Source organism: Aminiphilus sp., assembly GCF_029975095.1.
GTDB lineage: Bacteria > Synergistota > Synergistia > Synergistales > Aminiphilaceae > Aminiphilus.
Window position 1 is genome coordinate 1 of sequence record NZ_JARKPW010000242.1, and the last position, 19,590, is coordinate 19,590.

The 19,590-nt window shown below is 63.2% G+C and carries 14 protein-coding genes and 1 pseudogene; 9 read left to right on the plus strand and 6 right to left on the minus strand.

Annotated features, from left to right (window positions below):
- From Q1K49_RS14755 to Q1K49_RS14775, 5 genes are all read left to right on the plus strand, one after another.
- Positions 1–894: divalent metal cation transporter (locus tag Q1K49_RS14755; protein ID WP_300526725.1), on the plus strand; the 894-nt coding region annotated here is incomplete at its 5' end.
- 139 nt (positions 895–1,033) lie between these two features.
- Positions 1,034–1,792, plus strand: coding sequence for a 5-oxoprolinase subunit PxpB (pxpB, locus tag Q1K49_RS14760; protein ID WP_300526726.1), 759 nt, complete (start codon positions 1,034–1,036; stop codon positions 1,790–1,792).
- Positions 1,776–2,861 (plus strand): biotin-dependent carboxyltransferase family protein, encoded by a 1,086-nt coding sequence (locus tag Q1K49_RS14765; protein WP_300526727.1) that lies wholly within the window; start codon positions 1,776–1,778, stop codon positions 2,859–2,861. The genes pxpB and Q1K49_RS14765 overlap by 17 nt, the downstream gene beginning before the upstream one ends.
- 31 nt (positions 2,862–2,892) lie before the next feature.
- Positions 2,893–3,666, plus strand: coding sequence for a 5-oxoprolinase subunit PxpA (locus Q1K49_RS14770; RefSeq protein ID WP_300526728.1), 774 nt, complete (start codon positions 2,893–2,895; stop codon positions 3,664–3,666).
- Positions 3,663–4,466 carry a putative hydro-lyase gene (locus Q1K49_RS14775; protein WP_300526729.1) on the plus strand — a complete coding sequence of 268 codons (804 nt, stop codon included), beginning with the start codon at positions 3,663–3,665 and terminating at the stop codon, positions 4,464–4,466. Before Q1K49_RS14770 ends, Q1K49_RS14775 begins: the two co-directional genes overlap by 4 nt.
- A 121-nt stretch (positions 4,467–4,587) precedes the next feature.
- On the opposite strand, the gene Q1K49_RS14780 is transcribed toward Q1K49_RS14775, so the two are convergent.
- The 3 genes from Q1K49_RS14780 to Q1K49_RS14790 form a co-directional block, all read right to left on the minus strand.
- Positions 4,588–6,759, minus strand: coding sequence for a methyl-accepting chemotaxis protein (locus Q1K49_RS14780; protein WP_300526730.1), 2,172 nt, complete (start codon positions 6,757–6,759; stop codon positions 4,588–4,590).
- Between the two features lie 272 nt (positions 6,760–7,031).
- Positions 7,032–7,598, minus strand: coding sequence for a YbaK/EbsC family protein (locus Q1K49_RS14785; protein WP_300526731.1), 567 nt, complete (start codon positions 7,596–7,598; stop codon positions 7,032–7,034).
- Positions 7,599–7,882: 284 nt separating this feature from the next.
- The gene (locus Q1K49_RS14790) at positions 7,883–8,197 is read right to left on the minus strand and encodes a hypothetical protein (protein ID WP_300526732.1); all 315 of its coding nucleotides are present in this window, start codon (positions 8,195–8,197) and stop codon (positions 7,883–7,885) included.
- Between the two features lie 191 nt (positions 8,198–8,388).
- Here Q1K49_RS14790 and Q1K49_RS14795 point away from each other — a divergent pair, with 191 nt between their 5' ends.
- Positions 8,389–9,705, plus strand: a complete 1,317-nt coding sequence (locus Q1K49_RS14795) for a hypothetical protein (RefSeq protein ID WP_300526733.1) — start codon at positions 8,389–8,391, stop codon at positions 9,703–9,705.
- Positions 9,706–9,820: 115 nt separating this feature from the next.
- Here the strand turns inward: Q1K49_RS14795 and Q1K49_RS14800 are convergent, their stop codons facing one another.
- Positions 9,821–11,248, minus strand: a complete 1,428-nt coding sequence (locus Q1K49_RS14800) for an FAD-linked oxidase C-terminal domain-containing protein (protein WP_300526734.1) — start codon at positions 11,246–11,248, stop codon at positions 9,821–9,823.
- Positions 11,249–11,901: 653 nt separating this feature from the next.
- On the opposite strand from Q1K49_RS14800, the gene Q1K49_RS14805 reads away from it, so the two are divergent.
- The 3 genes from Q1K49_RS14805 to Q1K49_RS14815 all read left to right on the plus strand — a co-directional run bounded on the left by Q1K49_RS14805 (position 11,902) and on the right by Q1K49_RS14815 (position 16,993).
- On the plus strand, positions 11,902–14,394 hold the full coding sequence (locus tag Q1K49_RS14805) for a choice-of-anchor X domain-containing protein (protein WP_300526735.1): 2,493 nt from the start codon (positions 11,902–11,904) through the stop codon (positions 14,392–14,394).
- Positions 14,395–14,873: 479 nt separating this feature from the next.
- Positions 14,874–15,815, plus strand: coding sequence for a helix-turn-helix domain-containing GNAT family N-acetyltransferase (locus Q1K49_RS14810; RefSeq protein ID WP_300526736.1), 942 nt, complete (start codon positions 14,874–14,876; stop codon positions 15,813–15,815).
- Positions 15,816–15,931: 116 nt separating this feature from the next.
- Positions 15,932–16,993 carry a hypothetical protein gene (locus tag Q1K49_RS14815; protein ID WP_300526737.1) on the plus strand — a complete coding sequence of 354 codons (1,062 nt, stop codon included), beginning with the start codon at positions 15,932–15,934 and terminating at the stop codon, positions 16,991–16,993.
- A 6-nt stretch (positions 16,994–16,999) separates the two neighbouring features.
- Here the strand turns inward: Q1K49_RS14815 and Q1K49_RS14820 are convergent, their stop codons facing one another.
- Together Q1K49_RS14820 and Q1K49_RS14825 are read right to left on the minus strand one after the other, a co-directional pair.
- Positions 17,000–18,463 (minus strand): Sapep family Mn(2+)-dependent dipeptidase, encoded by a 1,464-nt coding sequence (locus Q1K49_RS14820; RefSeq protein ID WP_300526738.1) that lies wholly within the window; start codon positions 18,461–18,463, stop codon positions 17,000–17,002.
- A 61-nt stretch (positions 18,464–18,524) separates the two neighbouring features.
- Positions 18,525–19,590 (minus strand): annotated as a pseudogene (locus Q1K49_RS14825) (hypothetical protein); the annotation flags it as partial.

Here is a 19,590-nt window from a genome sequence, read left to right on the forward strand (position 1 = left end):
AACATCGCCGGGGCCGCCCTGGGCATGAATGTCCTCTTCGGCACTCCCCTCGCTCTGGGGGCTATCTTCAGCGCCGGGGTAGCCGTTCTGATCTTCCTGAACAAGGAAATGGGCAAGACCATGGACACCTTCACGAAAATCCTCGGCTTCCTCATGATCGCCCTGGTCTGTTTCATGGTCTTCAAAACCCAGCCGCCCGTCGCCTTGGCCCTCAAGGAATCCGTCCTCCCCAGCACCATCGATTGGATGACCGTGCTCACCCTGGTGGGCGGCACCGTCGGGGGCTACATCACCTTCTCGGGAGCGCACCGCATCATCGACGCGGGCATAACCGGCGTGGACAAGGTGAAGCAGATCAGCTTCGGCTCCGTTCAGGGCATCGCCATCACGGGTATCATGCGTTTTCTCCTCTTCCTCGCCATCCTCGGCGTGGTAGCCATGGGCAAACCGCTCGACCCGTCCAATCCCCCTGCCTCGGCCTTCCAGATCGGAGCGGGCATGATCGGCTACAAGATTTTCGGGGTGGTCCTCTGGGCCGCCGCCGTCACGTCCGTAGCAGGTGCCTCCTACACCTCCATCTCGTTCCTGCAGACCCTCTTCCGGGTCGTGAAGACGCATCAGCGCTGGTGGATCATCGGCTTCATCGTGGCCTCCACCACCATTTTCACCACGGTGGGAAAGCCGGTGAACCTGTTGATCTTCGCCGGTTCCATAAACGGGCTCATTCTGCCCCTGTCGCTCCTCTCCATGCTGCTCGCAGCCTACCGCAAGGACATCGTGGGCGAGCTGTACCACCATCCCAGATTTCTCACCGTCTCTGGCTACGTCATGGTGGCCTTCACGGCCTGGATGGGATGGCAGTCCCTGAGCAAGATCGTCGATCTGATCCGATAGAATGGCGTACAATCGAGAAGGAAACGGGACGGAACAGGGGAGAGCACGGCCCCGACCCGGAACGGAACGATGACGTAGAATGGGGAGGAGCGGCAGTTGACGTTCTCCGCTCCTCTCCGACGGAAACGAGGTGATTTTCTTGGAGAAAATCGAAGACACACGTCTTTGCGACGCCGGGGACAGCTGTCTCGTCGTCGAATTCGGCACCACCGTGGACAGAGCGCTGAACGCACGGGTCCAGGCACTGAAAAAGGTTCTGGACGCCCTCGCGCCTCCGGGCATCGTAGAGACGGTTCCCACCTACCGCTCTCTGGCGGTCTACTACGATCCGCTTCGGCTGGAACGCTCCGATCTGGTCGCACTCCTGCTCCCCGCACTCGAAAAAGGCGGCGAGACCACTGAAACCGAGGGGCGGATCGTGACCATTCCCGTCTGTTACGGCGGCGCTCACGGGCCGGACCTGGACAACGTCTGCGCCGCCACGGGCCTTTCCCGGGAGGAGGTCGTGGCCCGCCATTCCGGGCATGATCTCTACTGTTTCATGTTGGGCTTCACGCCGGGCTTCGCCTATCTGGGCGGCATGGACGAGACCCTCGCCACGCCCCGGCTCCAGAATCCCCGGGCACTCATCCCCGCGGGCAGCGTGGGCATCGCGGGAAAGCAGACCGGCATCTACCCCATCGACAGCCCGGGAGGATGGCAGCTCATCGGCAGGACGCCTCTCGCCGTGTTCGATCCTCTGCGAACGCCACCCACTCTCATCGAGGCGGGCGACTGGGTCCGCTTCGAAGCTGTGGATGAACAGACCTTTCTGTCCATTCAGGCCGAGGCCGGAGCGGGACGCTTCGTTCCCAGGACGGAGAAAAAGGGGGGAAAGAACCATGGCACTTCGGCTTAGGGTCCGATCGGGGGGACTCCTCACCACCGTGCAGGATCTGGGGCGCTGGGGATACCAGGCTATGGGCATGCCCGTGGCGGGAGCCATGGATCCCGAATTCTTCCAGATCGCCAACATTCTCGCGGGCAACGCTCCGAACGACGCAGCGCTGGAGGTGACCGTCCTCGGACCGACGCTCCTCGTGGAAGAGCCGGGCGCCGTGGTCGTCGCCGGAGCGGACCTGGGCTTCTCTCTGAACGGACGAAAGGCGCCCCTGATGACGAACCTTTCCGTGCGGGAGGGGGACGTGCTTTCCTTCGACGGAACCAGAGAGTCCGGCACCTCCGCCGCAGGAGGCGGGTGCCGGGCCTATCTTGCCTGTTCCGGGGGCATCGACGTGCCCGTGGTCATGGGAAGCCGCTCCACCTATCTCCGCGCCCGCATCGGCGGCTTCGAGGGGCGCAACCTGAAGGCCGGGGACCTGCTGTGCTGCGGTGAGGCACCTCCGCTTTTGGAACGGACGTTCGACTTCACCTGCCCCGAGCACCTTCGTCCTCTCCGGGACCCCGAAGCGCCCCTCCGGGCGGTTCCGGGCCCCCAGGACGACGCCTTTTCCGAGGAAGGACTCCGGCTCTTCTTCGAGTCGGCCTACACGATCTCCGAACAGTCGGATCGCATGGGCTACCGACTGGAAGGGCCGAGCATCCCCCACCGGGAGGGCGCGGACATCGTCTCCGACGCCATTCCCCTCGGAGCGGTGCAGGTGCCTGGGCACGGCAAGCCCATCGTGATGCTGGCGGATCGCCAGACCACGGGAGGGTACACGAAGATCGCCGTGGTGGCCACGGCGGATCTGGCCGTTCTGGCCCAGCGCATGCCCGGCCAGGGCGTGCGCTTCGTCCGGGCCACCCCGGAGGAAGGCGCCCGGGCGCTGCGGGAGCGGGCGAACCGCCTGGCGGAGCTTCTTCTCCTCCGTTCGACGTACCGGAGCCGTCCGAAAGCCGTGTCCTTGCAGGCTCCGCCGACTTCCGGCGCATGGCGGATGACCGTGGAGGGCAAGAGCTACGACGTTTCCTGGCAGGAACGGTGAACCTCCGAAAGGAAAGGACGTGATTGTGCACATGCCTCGCATTGACCTGAACAGCGATCTCGGCGAAAGTTTCGGTCCCTGGAGGATGGGAATGGACAGGGAAGTCCTGGCCTGCGTGACCTCCGCCAACGTGGCGTGCGGTTTTCACGCGGGAGATCCTTCCTGCATGGTCCGCACCGTCAAGGCCGCCCGAGAGGCGGGCGTGGCCGTGGGAGCCCACCCGGGTTATCCGGACCTCGTGGGTTTCGGACGACGGAATCTGGCCTGCACACCCGACGAAGTCTACGCGGACTGTCTGGTGCAGATCGGCGGTCTCGCCGCGGCCTGCCGTGCCGCCGGCGTACCCCTGCAGCACGTCAAACCCCACGGCGCCATGTACAACCAGGCCGCCAAGGACGCCGCCCTCGCGGAAGCCGTGGCCTGGGCAGTGCGGGACGCCGCGGAGGGCGTGATTCTCCTCGGGCTGGCAAATTCGCTCTTCGAGGAGGCCGCGCGAAAAGCGGGCGTTTCCTTCGCCGCGGAGGCCTTCGCGGATCGAAGCTACCAGGCGGACGGATCGCTCACGCCCCGGAGCCGTCCGGGAGCGGTGATCTCAGACCCTGATGAAGCCGCCGCCCGAGTGGTCCGCATGGCCACGGAAGGGACACTGGAGACCGTGGACGGCGCGATGCTGCACCTGCGCCCCCACTCCATCTGCCTCCACGGGGACAACCCCGAGGCGGTGGCCCTCGCTGCGAAGATACGGAAAGCGCTGGAAGACGCCCATGTCACTGTGACACCCCTGAAGGAGGTGCTCTTTTCATGACTCTGACCCTGGATGCACTGGCCCACGTAAGCCCCGAGGAAGCACGGCAACGAATCCGGAACGGAGAATGGCCCCGCCCCACCTCGGGCCTGTGCCGCGGACACGTGCAGGCGAACCTTGTGATCCTTCCCCGGGAATGGGCCTACGATTTCCTCGTCTTCGCCCAGCGCAACCCCAAGCCCTGCCCCATCCTGGACGTCACGGAACCCGGCGATCCAGAGCCGAAGCTGACCGCGCCGGGGGCGGATCTGCGGACCGACCTGCCAAAGTATCGCATCTGGAAAGAGGGACAGCTCATAGCGGAGCCCGAGGACATTCGGGAATATTGGCGGGACGACCTGGTGGCCTTTCTTCTGGGCTGCTCCTTCTCCTTCGAGGGGGCGCTCCTCGAGGCGGGCGTGCCGGTACGCCACATGGAACTCGGCCTGAACGTCCCCATGTACAAGACGGACATCCCCTGCATGCCCGCGGGACGCCTCTCCGGCCCTCTGGTGGTGAGCATGCGCCCCATCCCTCACCCCCTGGTCCCCAAGGCGGTGCTCTGCACGGGGCGCTTTCCCGCCGTCCACGGCGCGCCGGTGCACATCGGCGACCCCGCCGCCATCGGCATCGCGGACGTCCGGCAGCCGGACTTCGGCCAGGCCGTTCCGATCCACGAGGGCGAGGCACCCGTTTTCTGGGCCTGCGGCGTGACCCCCCAGGCGGCTCTGATGGCGAGCAAACCCCCCTTCGCGATCACCCATTCGCCGGGTCACATGTTCCTCTGCAACCCGAAAGACAGCGACTACGCGGTATTCTGAAACACAAGACCGGGAGGGGAATTCCCCTCCCGGTCGTATTCTCCTCCGTCTTTTCCGAAGGTCTCTTTCAGCCTTTCAAACGTTTCCGCACGCTCATTCTCCTCGGCAGGAGGCAGCGCCTCTACCCCTTCTTTCCTCCCTGCAGAGCGGGGAGCGGCGCGCCGGCAGCACCTTTCTCCTCAAGGACATACACGGAGAGGATCTCCTCCAGTGATTCGAGAAGCTGTCCCTGCTCCTCCCGAATGGCCCGAAGCGCGTCCATCTGCTCCGCCACCTTCCGGGACGCTTTTTCCACCATGTCCGCCGCACGCTGCCCCGCTCCGACCTGATGAAGAATGTTGTCCATGGCGGCGGCGATTTCCTCGTTGCTCGCGAGCTGTTCCTGCGAGAACGCCGCGATGGACTGGACGCCCTCGGAGATCTCCGCGATCTGGGGAACGATCTCCCGGATGCGCACCGCCGTGGTCGTGGAGGTGCCCATGGCCTCGCCGATGAGGGTCACGGTCTGCTCCGTGTCCTTCGTGGCGCTCTTGGTGCGCTCCTGGATCTCTCCGATGATGGTCTGGACCTGTCGGGCCGCCTCGTTGGACTGTTCCGCTAATTTTCGCACTTCCTCGGCCACCACGGCAAATCCGCGACCGGCGTCTCCCGCACGAGCGGCCTCGATGGCGGCATTCAGGGCGAGCAGGTTCGTCTGGTCCGCGATGCCGGTGATGGCGTTCACGAAATCGGACACGCGGGATACGGATTCTTCCAGAGCCTTCATGGCCTCCCGGATTCGTTTGCCCGCGCCTCCCACCTTTTCGATCTCGGACGCGAGATGTTGCACGGCTTCGCCGTCGCCGGAGGCTTTTTCGGAAATGCCTCCCGCCTTTTCGCTCAAAGACGTGGTGATCTGCGCGGTGTGCTGCGCCGTGGTGATCACCTCGTCCACGCCGGCCCTCGTCTCGTCAGCGGCGGAGGAAATGGAACTCACCGTTCCGACCATTTCCTGAGCGGCATCGAGGGCTCCGGCAATGGACCCTTCCACGTCGGCGCCGATGCGAGCCATGTCCGCCCCGCGCTCGTCGAAGAGACGGCGCAGATCGAGCATTTTCTCCACCAGACCACGATAGGATTCGGTGATTCTCGCGAAGGCCCCCAGGACGACGGCGATCTCGTTCCGGCTCGTCTCGTCCCCCGTGACCGTGACGGCGAGATTTCCCCGGGCGATCTCACCGGCGGTGTCCACGACGCGCCGCAGCGGCGCCACGAGACGCCCCACGAAGAGGGCAAGTATCCCGAGCCCGACAAGGAGAACCGGAATCGCCGTGACGAGCATCTGGTTCCGCATGGCGGCAAGAGGCTTGAGCACGACCTCCTCCGGAACGGAGAAACCGACGCTCCAGCCGAGTTCCTTGATGGGGAAGACGAACCCTTCTCGGCGCTTCTCCTGAAAAAGATAGGCGAAGTTGACGGTGCTGTCGCTCCCCTTCGTTTTTTCGTACCCGCTCCAGAACTCGGGAGCGACCGTGGGGATGTCCGTCCCCTTCGCGAGCGTCGGATGCGCGATGATCTTCCCGTCCTGGGTGAATGCGAAGGCGTAGCTCCCTTCCCCCATGCGGGCGTTGAGGATGAGATGCAGAAGAGGGTCCATTTCGATGCCGGCGAAGAGAACGAGTTTCGGACTGTCCTCTTGATCGGCGGTAAGCATACGGTATGCGCCGTAAAACGTCGCGCCCTGCACCTCCACGACGCCCTGAAAGGTCTCTTTGCGCTCCACCACGGTTTTAAAGACCGGATCGTCCGCGGAGATCGACGACCCGACCACGCGCTTCCCCGTCTCGTCGGAGATGGTGGTGGCCACCCGAACCATCTCCTGTTTGCCGTTCTCCTCAATGACTTGGAAGATGGTGAAGGCGCCTCCAAGACGGTTCGACCACTCGTCCACCATGGCGTGATCCCCTGTAATCTGTTTGAGCCCCCCGATGGAGACGAAGACGATGGGCACCTCCCGTTCGCCGACCTTGACGGTATTCATGGACGTCATGAGACGCCCTCCCTGCACGAGCCCCACGGTAATCTCGAGATTTGCCGAGGCCATGCGTTTTACCAGCGCAAGGTCGCTCTCCACGGACATCTGCAGACTCGATGCGGAACCGAGCCCCTGCGTCGTGGATGCTTCGAGCAATCGGTCCCTGGCAGCGAAATAACTTCCCATGAACACCGCTGCGATGAGACCCACCATGATGAGTGCAGCTCCCGCCAGAATCTGAATCTTCAAGGAAATGCCGTGTCGCTGTTCGGCCGCCACTGGGGCCACCTCCTCTGTAGTCGTTACAATGACGGAGTACAGTGCCGTACGGAACGCACCGTGTGTATTGTACCATCATGTTCGGAACCATGAACACCAACGTACCAAAAAGGAAAATATCTTCATGGGGCGAGCACAAGACACCTTCTCTCGCAAAGGGGCAGCAACTCTCAATGACGCTGCACACCGTCTTCTTCGGCGGATCGCGAAAGAAGGAGACGCGACATCCGGGACGGATTCGGCGGAGAGCCTCGACTCCCCCGCCTCCGTTTTCAGCGGGAAAACCGTCCGATCCGAGCGCCCGAGAGCGTCAGAAGATCGGCGGGAGCGATCTCCAGCGTCCTATCGGGACGTCCGATACCGCAGTAGACCGTGGGAGCGATGGACAGGGCCTCTTCGTCAAGCAAGACGCTCACGTTCTCTCCCGACGGCAGCGGAGAGACGCCTCCGGGCTCCACATGCAACAACTCCCGTACCTCCTCCGGCGACAAGGCCGCGAGTTCCCGACGGTTTACTCCCAACAGGGCGGCGAGGAGCGGGTAGTTCACTTTTCTGTCCCCGCGAAGCGCCGCGAGGACAACGCGTCCTCCGCGTACGCGGAACGCTACGGTTTTCAGAAAGCGCGACAGGTCGAACTGAAGAGTGTCCATCGCATCCGCCACCGTTCGCACAACAGAGTGCTCATGAAGGACGAAGGAGACACCACTCTCTTCCACCAGGCGCTCCAAAAGACGGAACACCCCATTGCTCTCCGCTTCGCTCACGTGCTGTCCCACCTCGTTCTCCGACAGAGTCGTCCTCGCCGTCTCACCAGGAGGCGGACACTTCGCCTGATTCATGAAGAACGCTTCCTCTTCCGTACATTCGAACGCCACGGCCATCGCCCCTCCGTGAAGTGGAAAACCCAGGAGGTACCGGCTACAAACGTTCCCCGCGAGAGTCAATCCGGGAGTCGGCCACGTCCGCCCACTCCCAGTGTACCATTTTTTGTGTGCTTCGTAAGGATCTCCGGAAAACGCACAAACACACGGAGCCCTCTTTTTCGAGGGCTCCGTGCATGAGGAAATCACTCCCGAATCCGACGATGTTCCACACCGTCCTTCACAGGATGGAGCGTTGTCTTTCAGGTCCGCGCCGCCCGGCGCTCCTTGAGTTCTTTGTCCTTTCTGTCCCGATCCAGCTCCATGAGAACCCGCACTTCCTCATTTGTCCGCCAGAGGTATTCCGGAGGCAGATAGAGCATCTCTTCTTCCTGCCCCGTGGAATACTGGATGAGAATGCGCCCGCTCTTCCCCGTCTCCACACTGTTCACATGGATTTCCCGATCATCCCGCTCCAGATCGAAATAGATCTGCGCGTAGAGATGGCACAATTCCTCGCAGCGCTGTTCGAGAATGTTCCTCAGGCGGCAGTACTCTTCGAATTCGTGCAGTTCCACGTCTTCTGCTCCTTTCTTGCGTCGCTGTGATAAATATCTACCTTGGATAATACCATATTTTCTCCTTCTCCGCCACTCCTGTTTCTCCAGAGGAGAAGGCGCATGGATGAAAAACAGACCGTGACGGATGAGAAATACCTCGTGCTACAATGAGCCGTGGAAGCAACATCGTCAACGAAGGAGAGATGATCATGCACAGGGAACGTCCGGAGAACCCACGTCTCCCCGAACTGTTCACGCGGCGTTTCCCCTCCGCCGCAGAAACTCCGATCCCTCCACGAAACAGTTTTCCTGCCCGCGCACGGGGGAAAGCCACCATTGCATTTTTCCTCGTCCTCGCGCTTTGCGCCGCACATCCCGCCGCCAGCGAAACGGCGCCGACGGCAACGGAGCTGCCACCCCTTCCGGAAACACTGACAACACAGCCTGCAGTCTCCGACGACCAGGCACCGTTCCCTCTTTCAGAACCTCCTCAGGAGCGCGTGGGCGCCCTGCTCTCCCCCGACATCTCCGGAAACGGAAACGAAACCGCTTCGCCCGCGCCGAAGGATGGCCGACCCGAGCTTCCCCCCTTACCGGAACAGCTCGCCGCCCCCTCCGAAACGGCCGTTTCCGAAGAGGTTCCGGCCTCCCGGGAGAACACGCCGCCCGTAACCTCCCCGGACGTGCCTTCCGAGACGGGCATGGAGCTGCCGCCCCTGCCGGAATCGGAAACGTCCCCGGCCGCCGCTCCAGCTCCGGCGGAGGACGTTGCGTTGCCCACCCTGCCCGAAATGGACAGTTCTCCGGACGTGCCTCGACCGACGGAAGGAGTGGGACTTCCTCCTCTGCCCGAGAGCGGAACCCCTGACCCAACCGCTCTCTCCGGAGAGGGAAAACAGGGAGCGCTCGTCCTTCCTCCGCTGCCACCGCTCCCGGAAGAAACGGGCGATCCCTTCGGCGTTGCACTGCCGCCCATCCCCACCACGGTACCCGAGGACTCCAGTCCGGGACTTTCCGACCAGATTCCCCTTCCTCCGCTGAGCCCCTTCGAGGGAACCTGGGCCGTGCTCATGAAGGCGGACACGTCCTACGGAAAAGCATCCGAGGTCTTCCGGCTCCTCACGCTCCGCCTCGAAGGAGAACAGTTTCGCGTCCTCACCGGAGACGGCGCATCCTTCTCCGTGAAACCCACAGGAGCGGAGAGACTCGAGGGCATACTCTCCACCACCCAGGGGGAAAGTGTGACGATCCGCATGGACCTCCCCCGGGGCCGTCAGGATCTCACCGTCTCACTGCTGCGGAGCGGCAAGGTGATCGTCACCCTCTTCGCCCTTCCGGAGGACATGGGGAGCCACCCCATTCCGGGAGAGAACGCGCCGCTGCGGACCGCCCGGGAACGTTTCCGGACCACCTTCGAAAGCTACCTGGCCATTCTGCGGGGAAATGCGCAGGGAGACGCGGAGGGAGCACGCAAGAAAGCCGTAATGGAGTACCTCATGTTCCAGGATCTCGCGACACGGCGCTAGAACCGGCGGAAAGCGGTCGTTCGGAGCGAAAGACACCGGAAGAGCGGCACGACCGACGGTCGTGCCGCTCTTTGCGTCGTGTCGGGAGAGAAGCGCGGTTTCCCGGGAGAACGCGTCAGGAAAGCGCTTCGGGGACGATCTTTCCGGGGTTCAGGATGTTGTTCGGATCGAAGGCGCGCTTCACCCGCCGGATGAGTTCCACCTGAGCGGGATCGAGCATTGTTGTGATGTAGTCCCGGCGTTTCAATCCGATGCCGTGTTCGCCCGAGATGGTCCCGCCCAGGTCTCTCGCCGCCGCGTAAAGCTCCCGAAGCGCTCCGCCGAAGAGGTCGTGCCAGTCGGGGCGTTTTTCGGGGAGCATGAAGTTGATGTGCATGTTGCCGTCGCCGATGTGACCGAAATGCACTCCCTCGATGCCCCACCTGTCGGTGATCGCCGCCGTGCGCCGCATGAGTTCCGGAACGGCGCTGGAGGGGACGGCGATGTCTTCGAGACAGCTGTGGGCGGAAAAGGCCATGATCGCCTCGGCGAGGCACTTTCGGGCTTTCCAGAGCTTGTCCCGCACGTTCCGGTTGTCCGCCACGAAAACCTCCAGGGCACCGTGGGCGAAACAGAGATCGCCGACGCGCTCGTATTCGTCGGCAAGGGTCTTTGGATCGTTTCCTTCGAGCTGGACGATGAGATGCGCTCCTGCGTCGTCGTGGGGAAGACGGATGTTCAGATAGCGCTGGGCAAGGAGGATGGAGGTCCTGTCCATGAACTCGATGGAGGACGGCACCACCTTCGCCTCCCGGAGGATCCGGGGAACGAAGGAGACGGCGCTCTCCGTGTCGGGAAAGGGTATCAGAAGATCCACCACCCGTGCCGGAAGAGGAAGGAGCTTGAGGACGATCTTCGTCACCACCGCAAGGGTTCCCTCGGAGCCCACAAGCAGATGGACGAAGTCGTATCCCGTCACGTCCTTGCGGCGCTTGCCTCCGAACCAGGTGACGGAGCCGTCCGGAAGCACCGCTTCGAGAGCCAGCACCGAGGCGCCGGTGGAACCGTATTTCACCACCTTGTTTCCCCCCGCGTTTTCCGCCACGTTGCCGCCGATGAAGGAGGCATCACCGCTGCAGGGGTCTCCCGCGTAGAGGAGCCCCGCTGCGCGGGCCGCCTTGGTGATCTCCGCCGTGACGATACCGGGCTCCACGGTGATGGTGAGATTGTCCGTATCCAGTTCGAGAATGCGGTTCATCTTCTCGAAGGAGAGCACGATACCGCGATGCAGGGGAACCGCCCCGCCGGAAAGTCCCGTTCCGGCGCCCCGAGGCGTGACGGGAATGCGCCGCTCGTTCGCCAGAGCAAGGACGGCAGCCACATGCTCCGGAGATTCCGGAAAGACCACCACCTCCGCCACGTACTCGCCGTCCCAATACCCCCGGTTCACTTCGTCGTAGGAATAGACCTCGCGCTTTTCCCGATCCGTGGACACGTTCCGCACGCCCACGACGGATTCGAGCGCTGTCAGAATTTCCGGCGTCACCTTCGCGTAGTCGTCCATGTCAGCTCCTCTTTTCACACTCAGGACTCAGTCTCTCCCCATCGCAAAAAACACTTCCACGTCCCACTCCCGCAGGAAGGAATTTCCCCTCTCCGTCACCTTTCAGAACATTCTTTCCTCTTCCATTGTACGCCCATCGGAAGAAGCGCAAAAGGACACTTCTGCGATTTTGAATGCGGCCTTGCAATATGGCACGTCGCTCATCCCTGGAGGGAAAACAGGATTCTCAAAGTCTCACGGTGTATAAACCGCGTGTTCCGGAAAATCGACACGGACGACGCGGCGCGAAGAGCGCCTGCCGAAGGCGAAACACCATCTTGCACACAGCACATGCAGGATAAAAACCCTAGAGGCGTTTTTCGCCGCACAAGCAACATTTTCCCATTGCGATTTTCTATAATGGCAGTGATGCATCTTCCACTCCTGTCGTCTCCCCGGTCTCCCGACTCCTCCGCCATCCCCCGGGAACGACACCGGCAAGCGTTTCCGACCAGGCCGAAGGAGGAGGTGAGGCATGAGAGCAAGAGATGTGAAAGCTTTCAAGGCATTCCGGTACAGCGACGGCGTATCCGGTTCAAACCTGTGCGAACGAGAAAAGGAGATGAGCGATCATGCAGAACACCCGGGCACCGAGAGGCGGACGTTTCCGTGTCGTGTCACGTTCGTTCGAAGGAAAGGGTTTCTCCGGAACACTCCCGGAAACCCTTCTTCTCTGCTGTGTCATCGTCCTCGTCGCGTTCTGCGTGGGCACGGCTCACGCGGACAACGCCTTTCTCTCCAGACCGAGAGTGCTGGTGGGCGGCGATTGGAAACCCTTCGCTCCCGGTGCTTTCGACCCGGCGGCGGTGACCAAGACCGCCTTCGACATCACCATCAGCTACCATGACACCCTCTCCGCGGACAGCATCCCCCCGGGAGATCCCAAGCGCACCCGCGCCCAGGAAGTGGAAGAGGTGATCAAGTTCTGGTCCGATGCACTCTACGAACAGTCCAACGGCCAACACATGCTCGGAACAGTCTACATCTATCAGGACGGGGCCTTCGCCGACAAGGCTTCGGTGGTCTGGCAGGCGAACACGTGGCCCACGGGTGCCATCGCGGGATACGGCAAACCCGGACAACACATCAACTTCGGCGACGTCTTCGGCAGCACCACCTTCGTGGGAGCCGCGAGTACTCCCACGAGCCGGGCGGACGGAGGATACACCCTCGGTCACGAATCCGGACATTACCTCTACGGCCTCTACGACGAATACGTGGCGACCTACGCCAATCCTCCCCGAAGCTGGCCCTGGTCGTCCGACGTCTCACCCACCGGCCCGTCTCTCATGAACCGTCAGTGGAACGCCATGTCCGAGAACGAAGTGAAATGGCTGAACCACTCCACGGCGAGTATCTACGTGGCGAGCACCGACACGGCCCAGAAACGCATGTACGGCAAGAGCTGCTGGGAGATCCTTCTGCAATCGCCCTCGTCCGATAGCGTCAGCGGCGACGTGGTCGCGCCGGGACGGGTCCAGTACACCTTCGGAAGTCCCCCTGCCTCCCCTGATTGGTACACCACGGCGGTGACGCCGGGAACGCACCTCGCCGCGGCCCAGGCGAATCTGAAAATCGTCTGGCTCACCAAGGCCGCCATGGTCTACCAGATCGTCATCGACAACTCCGGAAGCATGGGCCCCGACCCCTTCACACCGGAAGCGCCGAGCCCCCTCGACTACGCCAAGGCGGCGGCACGGAACCTCGTGGAATCCCTGCCCAAGGAGAGTGCCGTCGGAGTCGTGCGTTTCGACGACACGGTGGAGCAGATCTACGCCATCACGTTCATCCCCTCCGACGACGTGGGCGCCAGGGCCGCGAAGGACGCGGCGAAGGCCGCCATCAGCGGTCTCGCCCCGGGCAACATGACCGCCATCTACGACGCGGCCTCCACGGCGCTCGCGAATTTCCTCACCTACAAGGGGACCGCGAGCGGGGACGTGCTGGGCGTGACCTATCTCCTCACCGACGGATCGGACAACAGCTCCACCAAGTCCATGGGGGAGGTCATCGCGGAGCACCAGGCCGCGAAGGTGCCGCTCATCACCGTCGGCTACGGCTCGGGCGGCATCGGCAACACTGCCCTCACCCAGCTCGCGGACGAGACGGGAGGGCAGTACTTCGCCTCTCCCACGAACCAGACGGAACTCCAGGAGGTCTTCTTCGCCGCCCTGGGGAACTATTCGGACACGGTGAACCTCGGCGCCGTGGAAAAAACCCTCGCCGCCGGAGGAAATGACGTGGCGACCTTCCTCGTGGACGGAACCCTGGGCGGCGTCACCTTCTTCGTGAGCTGGCGCGGCGCCTCTCCCGACGCGGAGATCACCCTCCGGGATCCCGTGCTCGGAGACGTCACCGCCTCGGGAGAGTACCAGGAAGAGGGAGGGATCGTGGACTACACCGCGGCGATCTCGAATCCCTCCGCGGGGACGTGGCGGGTGGAACTGCACAATCCGGGCTCGCAGAGCCTCGCCGTCTCCGTCTCCGCCACGGGACAGCCCGAAACGGGCACAGGCTTCGGCCTCGTGGTGGGGCTTGCCGACGGAGGCAGCACCGTGACACCCCCCGATCCGATCCGTCTCCTCGCCCGGGCGAGCCGAAACGGCATCCCCCTGCGGGGAGTGACCATGGAGGCCGCCCTCACCGCACCCGACGGCACGACCTCCCCGCTTTCCCTCCGCGATGACGGAACCGGCGGCGACGCCACGGCGAACGACGGGCTCTTCTCCGCCATCCTCACGAGCTACCAGGCGGGGAGCTACAAGATCAACGTCACCGCCTCGAATCCCTCGGGAACCGCCGTGGAAACCTACCGGAACGGGTCCCCGTCCATGCCCGGCCCCGGCGATGAGGCGCTCGTCTTCTCTCCCGACGGTGCCACCGTGGCAACAAACTTCTCCCGTTCCACCTCCTTCCAGGTGAAGGCCGAGGGAGGTGTCACCCCGTCCGGAACGCCCACACCTACCGGAGAACCCACGCCCACCATTTCGCCCACACCCGGCTCCGGAAGCGGCGGTGGCGGCGGATGCGCCGCGGGAAGCGGATTCCACCTGGCACCCATGCTGCTGCTCCTCCTCCTTCCCGCGCTCTTCCTCCGGAGACGGTAGCCTCCCAAAAAGACACCGCGAGAACCGCATCACCCCGAAAAGGCGGAGAGGATTTCCTCTCCGCCTTCTTCTTCGACGCACTTCGGCGGAGATCTCTCGGGCGCCGGCTCCACCTCTGTTACGTTTGGTTGGATCGCCATTCCAAGGCGTTCGAGGGCCTCCTCGTGCACTCACCCCGGCCTTCGGCATCTCCGCCGAAGAACCCGCAGGCCACACTTTCCACCGCGCTTCCGGCGACCCGCCCCGCTCGTTTGAGGAGATGTCGCGGATTCAGGAACCTTTCACGGATGCGATGCGGGGAGAACAGTGCACTTCGATTTTTATTTGCTTGACTTTGTCAAGTTTATTTGTTAGGCTTCTTCGCAACACATCAGAAGGGGTCATTCCGTCTTTCGCGGAAAGAACGGTCGAGTTCCATGCAACCACAGCCCGGGACAACAAACACCCCGGAGTTTCACCCCGGCGGGGAGGGAGAGGCGATGCCACATCTTTCCGGGGATGCCGTGGCGGGCATCCGCCGCTTCAACCGGTTCTACACGAACATATTGGGCCTGACGAACCGCTTCCTTCTGGAGAGCCCGTTTTCTCTCGCCGAAGCGCGGGTGCTCTTTGAAATCGGCCACCAGGAACGGCGCACCGCCAGGGACCTGTCCGCGCTGCTGCACCTCGATCCGGGATATCTGAGCCGCATGCTCTCGCGTTTCTGCCGAACCGGTCTCGTGGTCAGGGTACCGTCCCCTCTGGATGGACGAAGCACCGTTCTCCAGCTCACTCCGGACGGCAAAAACGCCCTGGAACAGCTCGAAGCGGCGTCGGATCGGCAGCTCGAAACCCTGCTGGGACATCTGTCATCCCGGGAAATGCACCGCCTCCTCCTTTCGATGGGAACCATCGAACAGCTCCTCGGCGCCGGGAACGCTCCGGAGCCGCACATCCGCACCTTTCTTCCCGGAGACCTGAGCTGCATCGCCTCCCGCCACGCCCGCCTCTACGGGGAAGAATACGGTTTCGACGCGACATTCGAATACTACGTGATGGCGGGCATGGCATCCTTCCTGAAAGACTGGAGCGGCTGCGGCGATCCTCGCCGAAAGGGGAAGGGGAACGTCTGGGTCGTCGAGCAGGACGGTCTCCTCGGCGGCTCCATCGCGGTCGTCGAGACGGAGGAGAAAACGGCCCAGCTTCGCTGGTTCCTTCTGGAGCCGGAATACCGCGGCAAGGGGTTCGGGCACCGTCTCATGGAAAAGGCCATGCATTTCTGTGCGAGCGAGGGATACGAACGGGTCTTTCTCTGGACCGTGTCCGATCTCCTGGCGGCGCGACATCTCTATGAAAAATGGAAATTCTCGCTTACGGAAACGGTGGAACACCACATTTGGGGGAAAAATCTTACGGAGGAGCGCTGGGACAAAGTTCTCTGACATCCCTGCGCACACAGGACTCTTCAAAAAGGCGGCCGGCACTCCGAAAGCGGCGCCGATGAAAAAGGGAAAGACTGGATCCGGAGAATCGCAAAAGAAGAAAGGAGAATGACTTCGTGCTCTCTCTCGTCCGCGGAGGCCCGTGGCTTCTGCTGCTTCAAGGAAAGAAGGACACACTGCAGCGGTATCTTGCGGATGTCTTCTCGGCGGAAATCCACAGGAACCACAGAATTGCGGAGAACACCCGGGAGGGGCAGACCGTCGTCTACCTCGTGGATGCTCCGGAGGGAAAAGCCCGCCCCCTCTGGAACATCGAGCTGGAAGAGCCGTCCCTCGCCGTCTGCGACGCCTCGCCGGGGGAAATTCTCTGTCGTCTCGTGAACGACGGCCTCGCCCATTTCCTGGCGGCGGCGTCCCTCCTCCCCCGGGTCCTGCTGTTCCGGCTCTGCTGCACCTGCCCGGACACGTCCTCGCTCGTGGAGGAACTGGGAAAGGATTTCCACGGAACGCCGAGCACGCTCAAGGAGCTGCTCCGCTGGACGCCTTCGGAAGGAACCGTGGTCTGCTTCACCACAAAACCGCTGAACCGCCTTCTCCTGGTGCGGGAACTCCTCGATCAGGTGCTGGTGCTTCCTCTCCCCTTCGACGAGGCCTTCCGCAGACTCCAGCCAAGGGCGCTGGAACTCTTCAACGAAAGCATGGGCAACAAGGACTGGAACGAGGTGCTCATCCACGTGTACGACAAGTTCGAACGCTACGCGGAGCATCTCCGACGGGTGGAACTCGTGCTGGAGGCCCGCCAGACGGGATTTGTCCTCGGCGAGGGATGGGGCACCGACACGGCGCACATTCTGCTTCCCGTGCGGACCTATCGGCTGCGCCTCCTCACCTTCCACGCCCCGGAACGGATCAAGTCCTTTCTCATGGGACTGGAGTATTCCGCCGAGGGAGAGCGCTTCCTCGACATCGACCTCTACTGCCGCCGCAGGAAGATAAGCTGGACCGACTCGGACAGGCGGAAAGGGGCATCCCGGGAAACCCTGGGCAGGGAACTGCGGAAGGAATTGATGGAGTCTCTTCCACCGGAGACGAGAGCGGAACTGGAATCTTTGGAGAAGCGACTCCTCTCCGCTCCGGAATCCTCCGGCAGTGCGGAGGTTTCCGGAGCGGTCGGCTGAAATGCCCTATTGAGCCAAAAGCACCATGGCCTCGGCGAGGATCTTCATGGCGAGGCGCATGCGGTCCAGGGAAATTCGTTCGTCCGCCTGATGGGCCAGTTCCGGTTCGTCGAGAAAACGGGTCCCGAAGGCCACCACGTTCGGCAGTCCCTTGGCGTAGGTCCCGCCACCCATTGAGCGCGGCGTCGCATCGAGGCCGGTCTTGCTCGTGTAGGCCCGCTGGAGTTTACGCACCAGGTCGGATTCGACGGGGAAATGCACCGCCGCTTTCCCCCGCACGTTCTCCAGCGCAAATCCCGCTCTTTCCACGGAGGCGCGCAGGATGGGGACTACATCGTCCGCAGTGAAGGTCACGGGATGGCGCACGTTGAGCGTGAGGTCGAGCACTCCTTCGCCGGTGCGCTCGCCCCGGGCGGTCCAGAGGGCCATGCCGAGGTTCACCGTGAGTTGTCCCGAGACGGCATCTTCGAGGGGAACCCCCAGAGAGGTTCCGTCGGTCTCCTCGCCCAGGACGGCGGCGAAGTCCCGGGCGCACCGGGCCACCTCGCCGTCCCCGGGAAGCGCCGCCAGGAGCAGCAGCAGGCGGGCCACGGCGTTTTTCCCCTTCTCCGGGGTACTCCCGTGGGCGGCGATCCCCCGGGTCCGCAGGAAGAGCGCCGTCGTGTCCGGTTCCGCTCCCGGCTCGGCCCCGCTCTCAAGGCTCCATCCCTTCGCGGAGGCCTCGCCGGTGAGGGTCGTGAGAATGCCCCGGGCCTCGCCGGACGGAACGAGGAGACGCGCCTCGGCACGATCGGGGACAACGTTGGGAGCGCTGCCGCCGAGAAAAGAGAGGAGTCTGATCGCGCCGTCCCCGTGGAAGGTCCGCAGCAGTTCCATGTTCATGCCGCCCTTTTCCGCATTCACCAGGGGAAATTCCGCGTCGGGCGTGAAGCCGAGCACCGGAAGCTCCTCCTTCGTCACGTAGTGGGCCACATCGGCGAAGCCGCTCTCCTCGTCGCAGCCGAAGAGAACCCGAATGCGCCGTTTCAGGGGTATTTTCAGATCCCGGATGGCCGCCAGGCCGAAGAGGGCGCCGAAGATGGGGCCCTTGTCGTCGCCGGTTCCCCTTCCGTAGAGAAAGCCGTCCCGCACCACGCCCTCGAAGGGAGGAACGGTCCAGCCCGTTCCCTCGGGCACCACATCGAGGTGACCGATGACCGCCACCATCTCCTCCCCTTCGCCGTACTCGGCGTAGCCGATCATGCCGTCCACATCCACGGTGCGGAAGCCGAGAGAGGCCGCCGCACCCAGAGCATGATCCAGGGCCGCCCGCACCTCCGCACCGAAAGGAGCCTCTTTCCGGGGCTCACCTTTTACGCTGGGAATGCGAAGGCTTTCCCGAAGCACCTCCAGATAGGAGGGAAAAAGCGCGTCGATGCGCTCGTCCAACGCTGTCGCCGCTTGTTCCATTCTGCCGTTTCCGTTCGTCACAGGGCACCTCCCGCTCTTCTTCCGTTCCGGACCTCTCCGGCCCGGCCCATCAATACGATCCTCAGGAACGACCGAGATGCTCCACGGCGCAGCGCAGAAGTTCCGGCGCCACCCGGAGAGAGAAATCCAGTTCCAGCCGTTCCGTATCCTTGTGAGCGTCCTTGCCGGCGGGACCGATGTTCGCCACGGGGACATCGAGCCGCAGCAGATCCTCCAGAGGAAGTGAGTAGAGCTTTCCCCATCCCGGCATGTTCTCCGCGAGCGCGGCAAGCGCCTCGGGCTCTCCCTGGAATCCGAGAAAGCTCATGTCGGTGATGCCGCCGAAATACTCCACATAGATGATCTCCTCGCCGAACTCCTCGTGTCCCTTTGCCGCCACCGCAGCGAGGGCTTCGAGAAGAGCATGCTCCTTGTCGGAACGGCGCAGGTTGCCCCGATGCGGATAGTAGGGGGGCACGAAGCCGACCACCGCCAGCGGCCCCTTGAGCCCCGAGAGATTGATAACCTCGCCCATGAGGGCGAGCGCCCGGTCCCTCTCGTCCATTCCGGAAGGAAGAGCGGCGAGAAAGGCTTCCTCATGCGCCTCCAGGTTTCTTCCGGCGGAGGCGTTTTTCCTCTCGTAGACCTCCCTCGCCAGAGCCCGCACGTCCTGATAGGTCCGAACCGGGCACTCCCGCCTTTCCGAAGTACCCGCCCGGAGCGTTTCCTCCGTAAAGGTGCGAAACGCCTCGTCTCCGAAGGATTTCGCGTTCTCCCGAGCCTGTCCGAGTGCCTCCGCCAGAGCCTGCCCGGCGAGGGCGGTCATCTCCTCCAGAACCTGCGCGGGCGTGCGGGAGAGCGTCAGAACGTTGAAGTACGCCGCCGCCCGCTCGGGGAGCGTGACGGAGTAGATGTCCCGAAGGTCCTTGAGCTTGAGACACGTGGGGGGCGTGAGTGCCTCGGTACCGCAACGCTCCACGAACCGTGGATTTCCCTCGAGAAGCTGCACGAGACGGGACGCGGGAAGAGTGGCGTTGAAACCTCCGAAGTATTCTCCCGCGTGGGCCTCCTTGCCGAGAAAGAGAAAGGCGGGCATGATCTTTCCCGCAGTGCCCACGAAATACATGCGCCGGGATGCGTTCCCGCCG

Bases quoted from the DNA above. Each gene is read 5' to 3' on its own strand.
- Q1K49_RS14765 (WP_300526727.1), top strand. From the start codon at position 1,776: ATGGCACTTCGGCTTAGGGTCCGATCGGGGGGACTCCTCACCACCGTG.
- Q1K49_RS14770 (WP_300526728.1), top strand. From the start codon at position 2,893: ATGCCTCGCATTGACCTGAACAGCGATCTCGGCGAAAGTTTCGGTCCC.
- Q1K49_RS14775 (WP_300526729.1), top strand. From the start codon at position 3,663: ATGACTCTGACCCTGGATGCACTGGCCCACGTAAGCCCCGAGGAAGCA.
- Q1K49_RS14785 (WP_300526731.1), bottom strand. From the start codon at position 7,598: ATGAATCAGGCGAAGTGTCCGCCTCCTGGTGAGACGGCGAGGACGACT.
- Q1K49_RS14795 (WP_300526733.1), top strand. From the start codon at position 8,389: ATGCACAGGGAACGTCCGGAGAACCCACGTCTCCCCGAACTGTTCACG.
- Q1K49_RS14800 (WP_300526734.1), bottom strand. From the start codon at position 11,248: ATGGACGACTACGCGAAGGTGACGCCGGAAATTCTGACAGCGCTCGAA.
- Q1K49_RS14810 (WP_300526736.1), top strand. From the start codon at position 14,874: ATGCCACATCTTTCCGGGGATGCCGTGGCGGGCATCCGCCGCTTCAAC.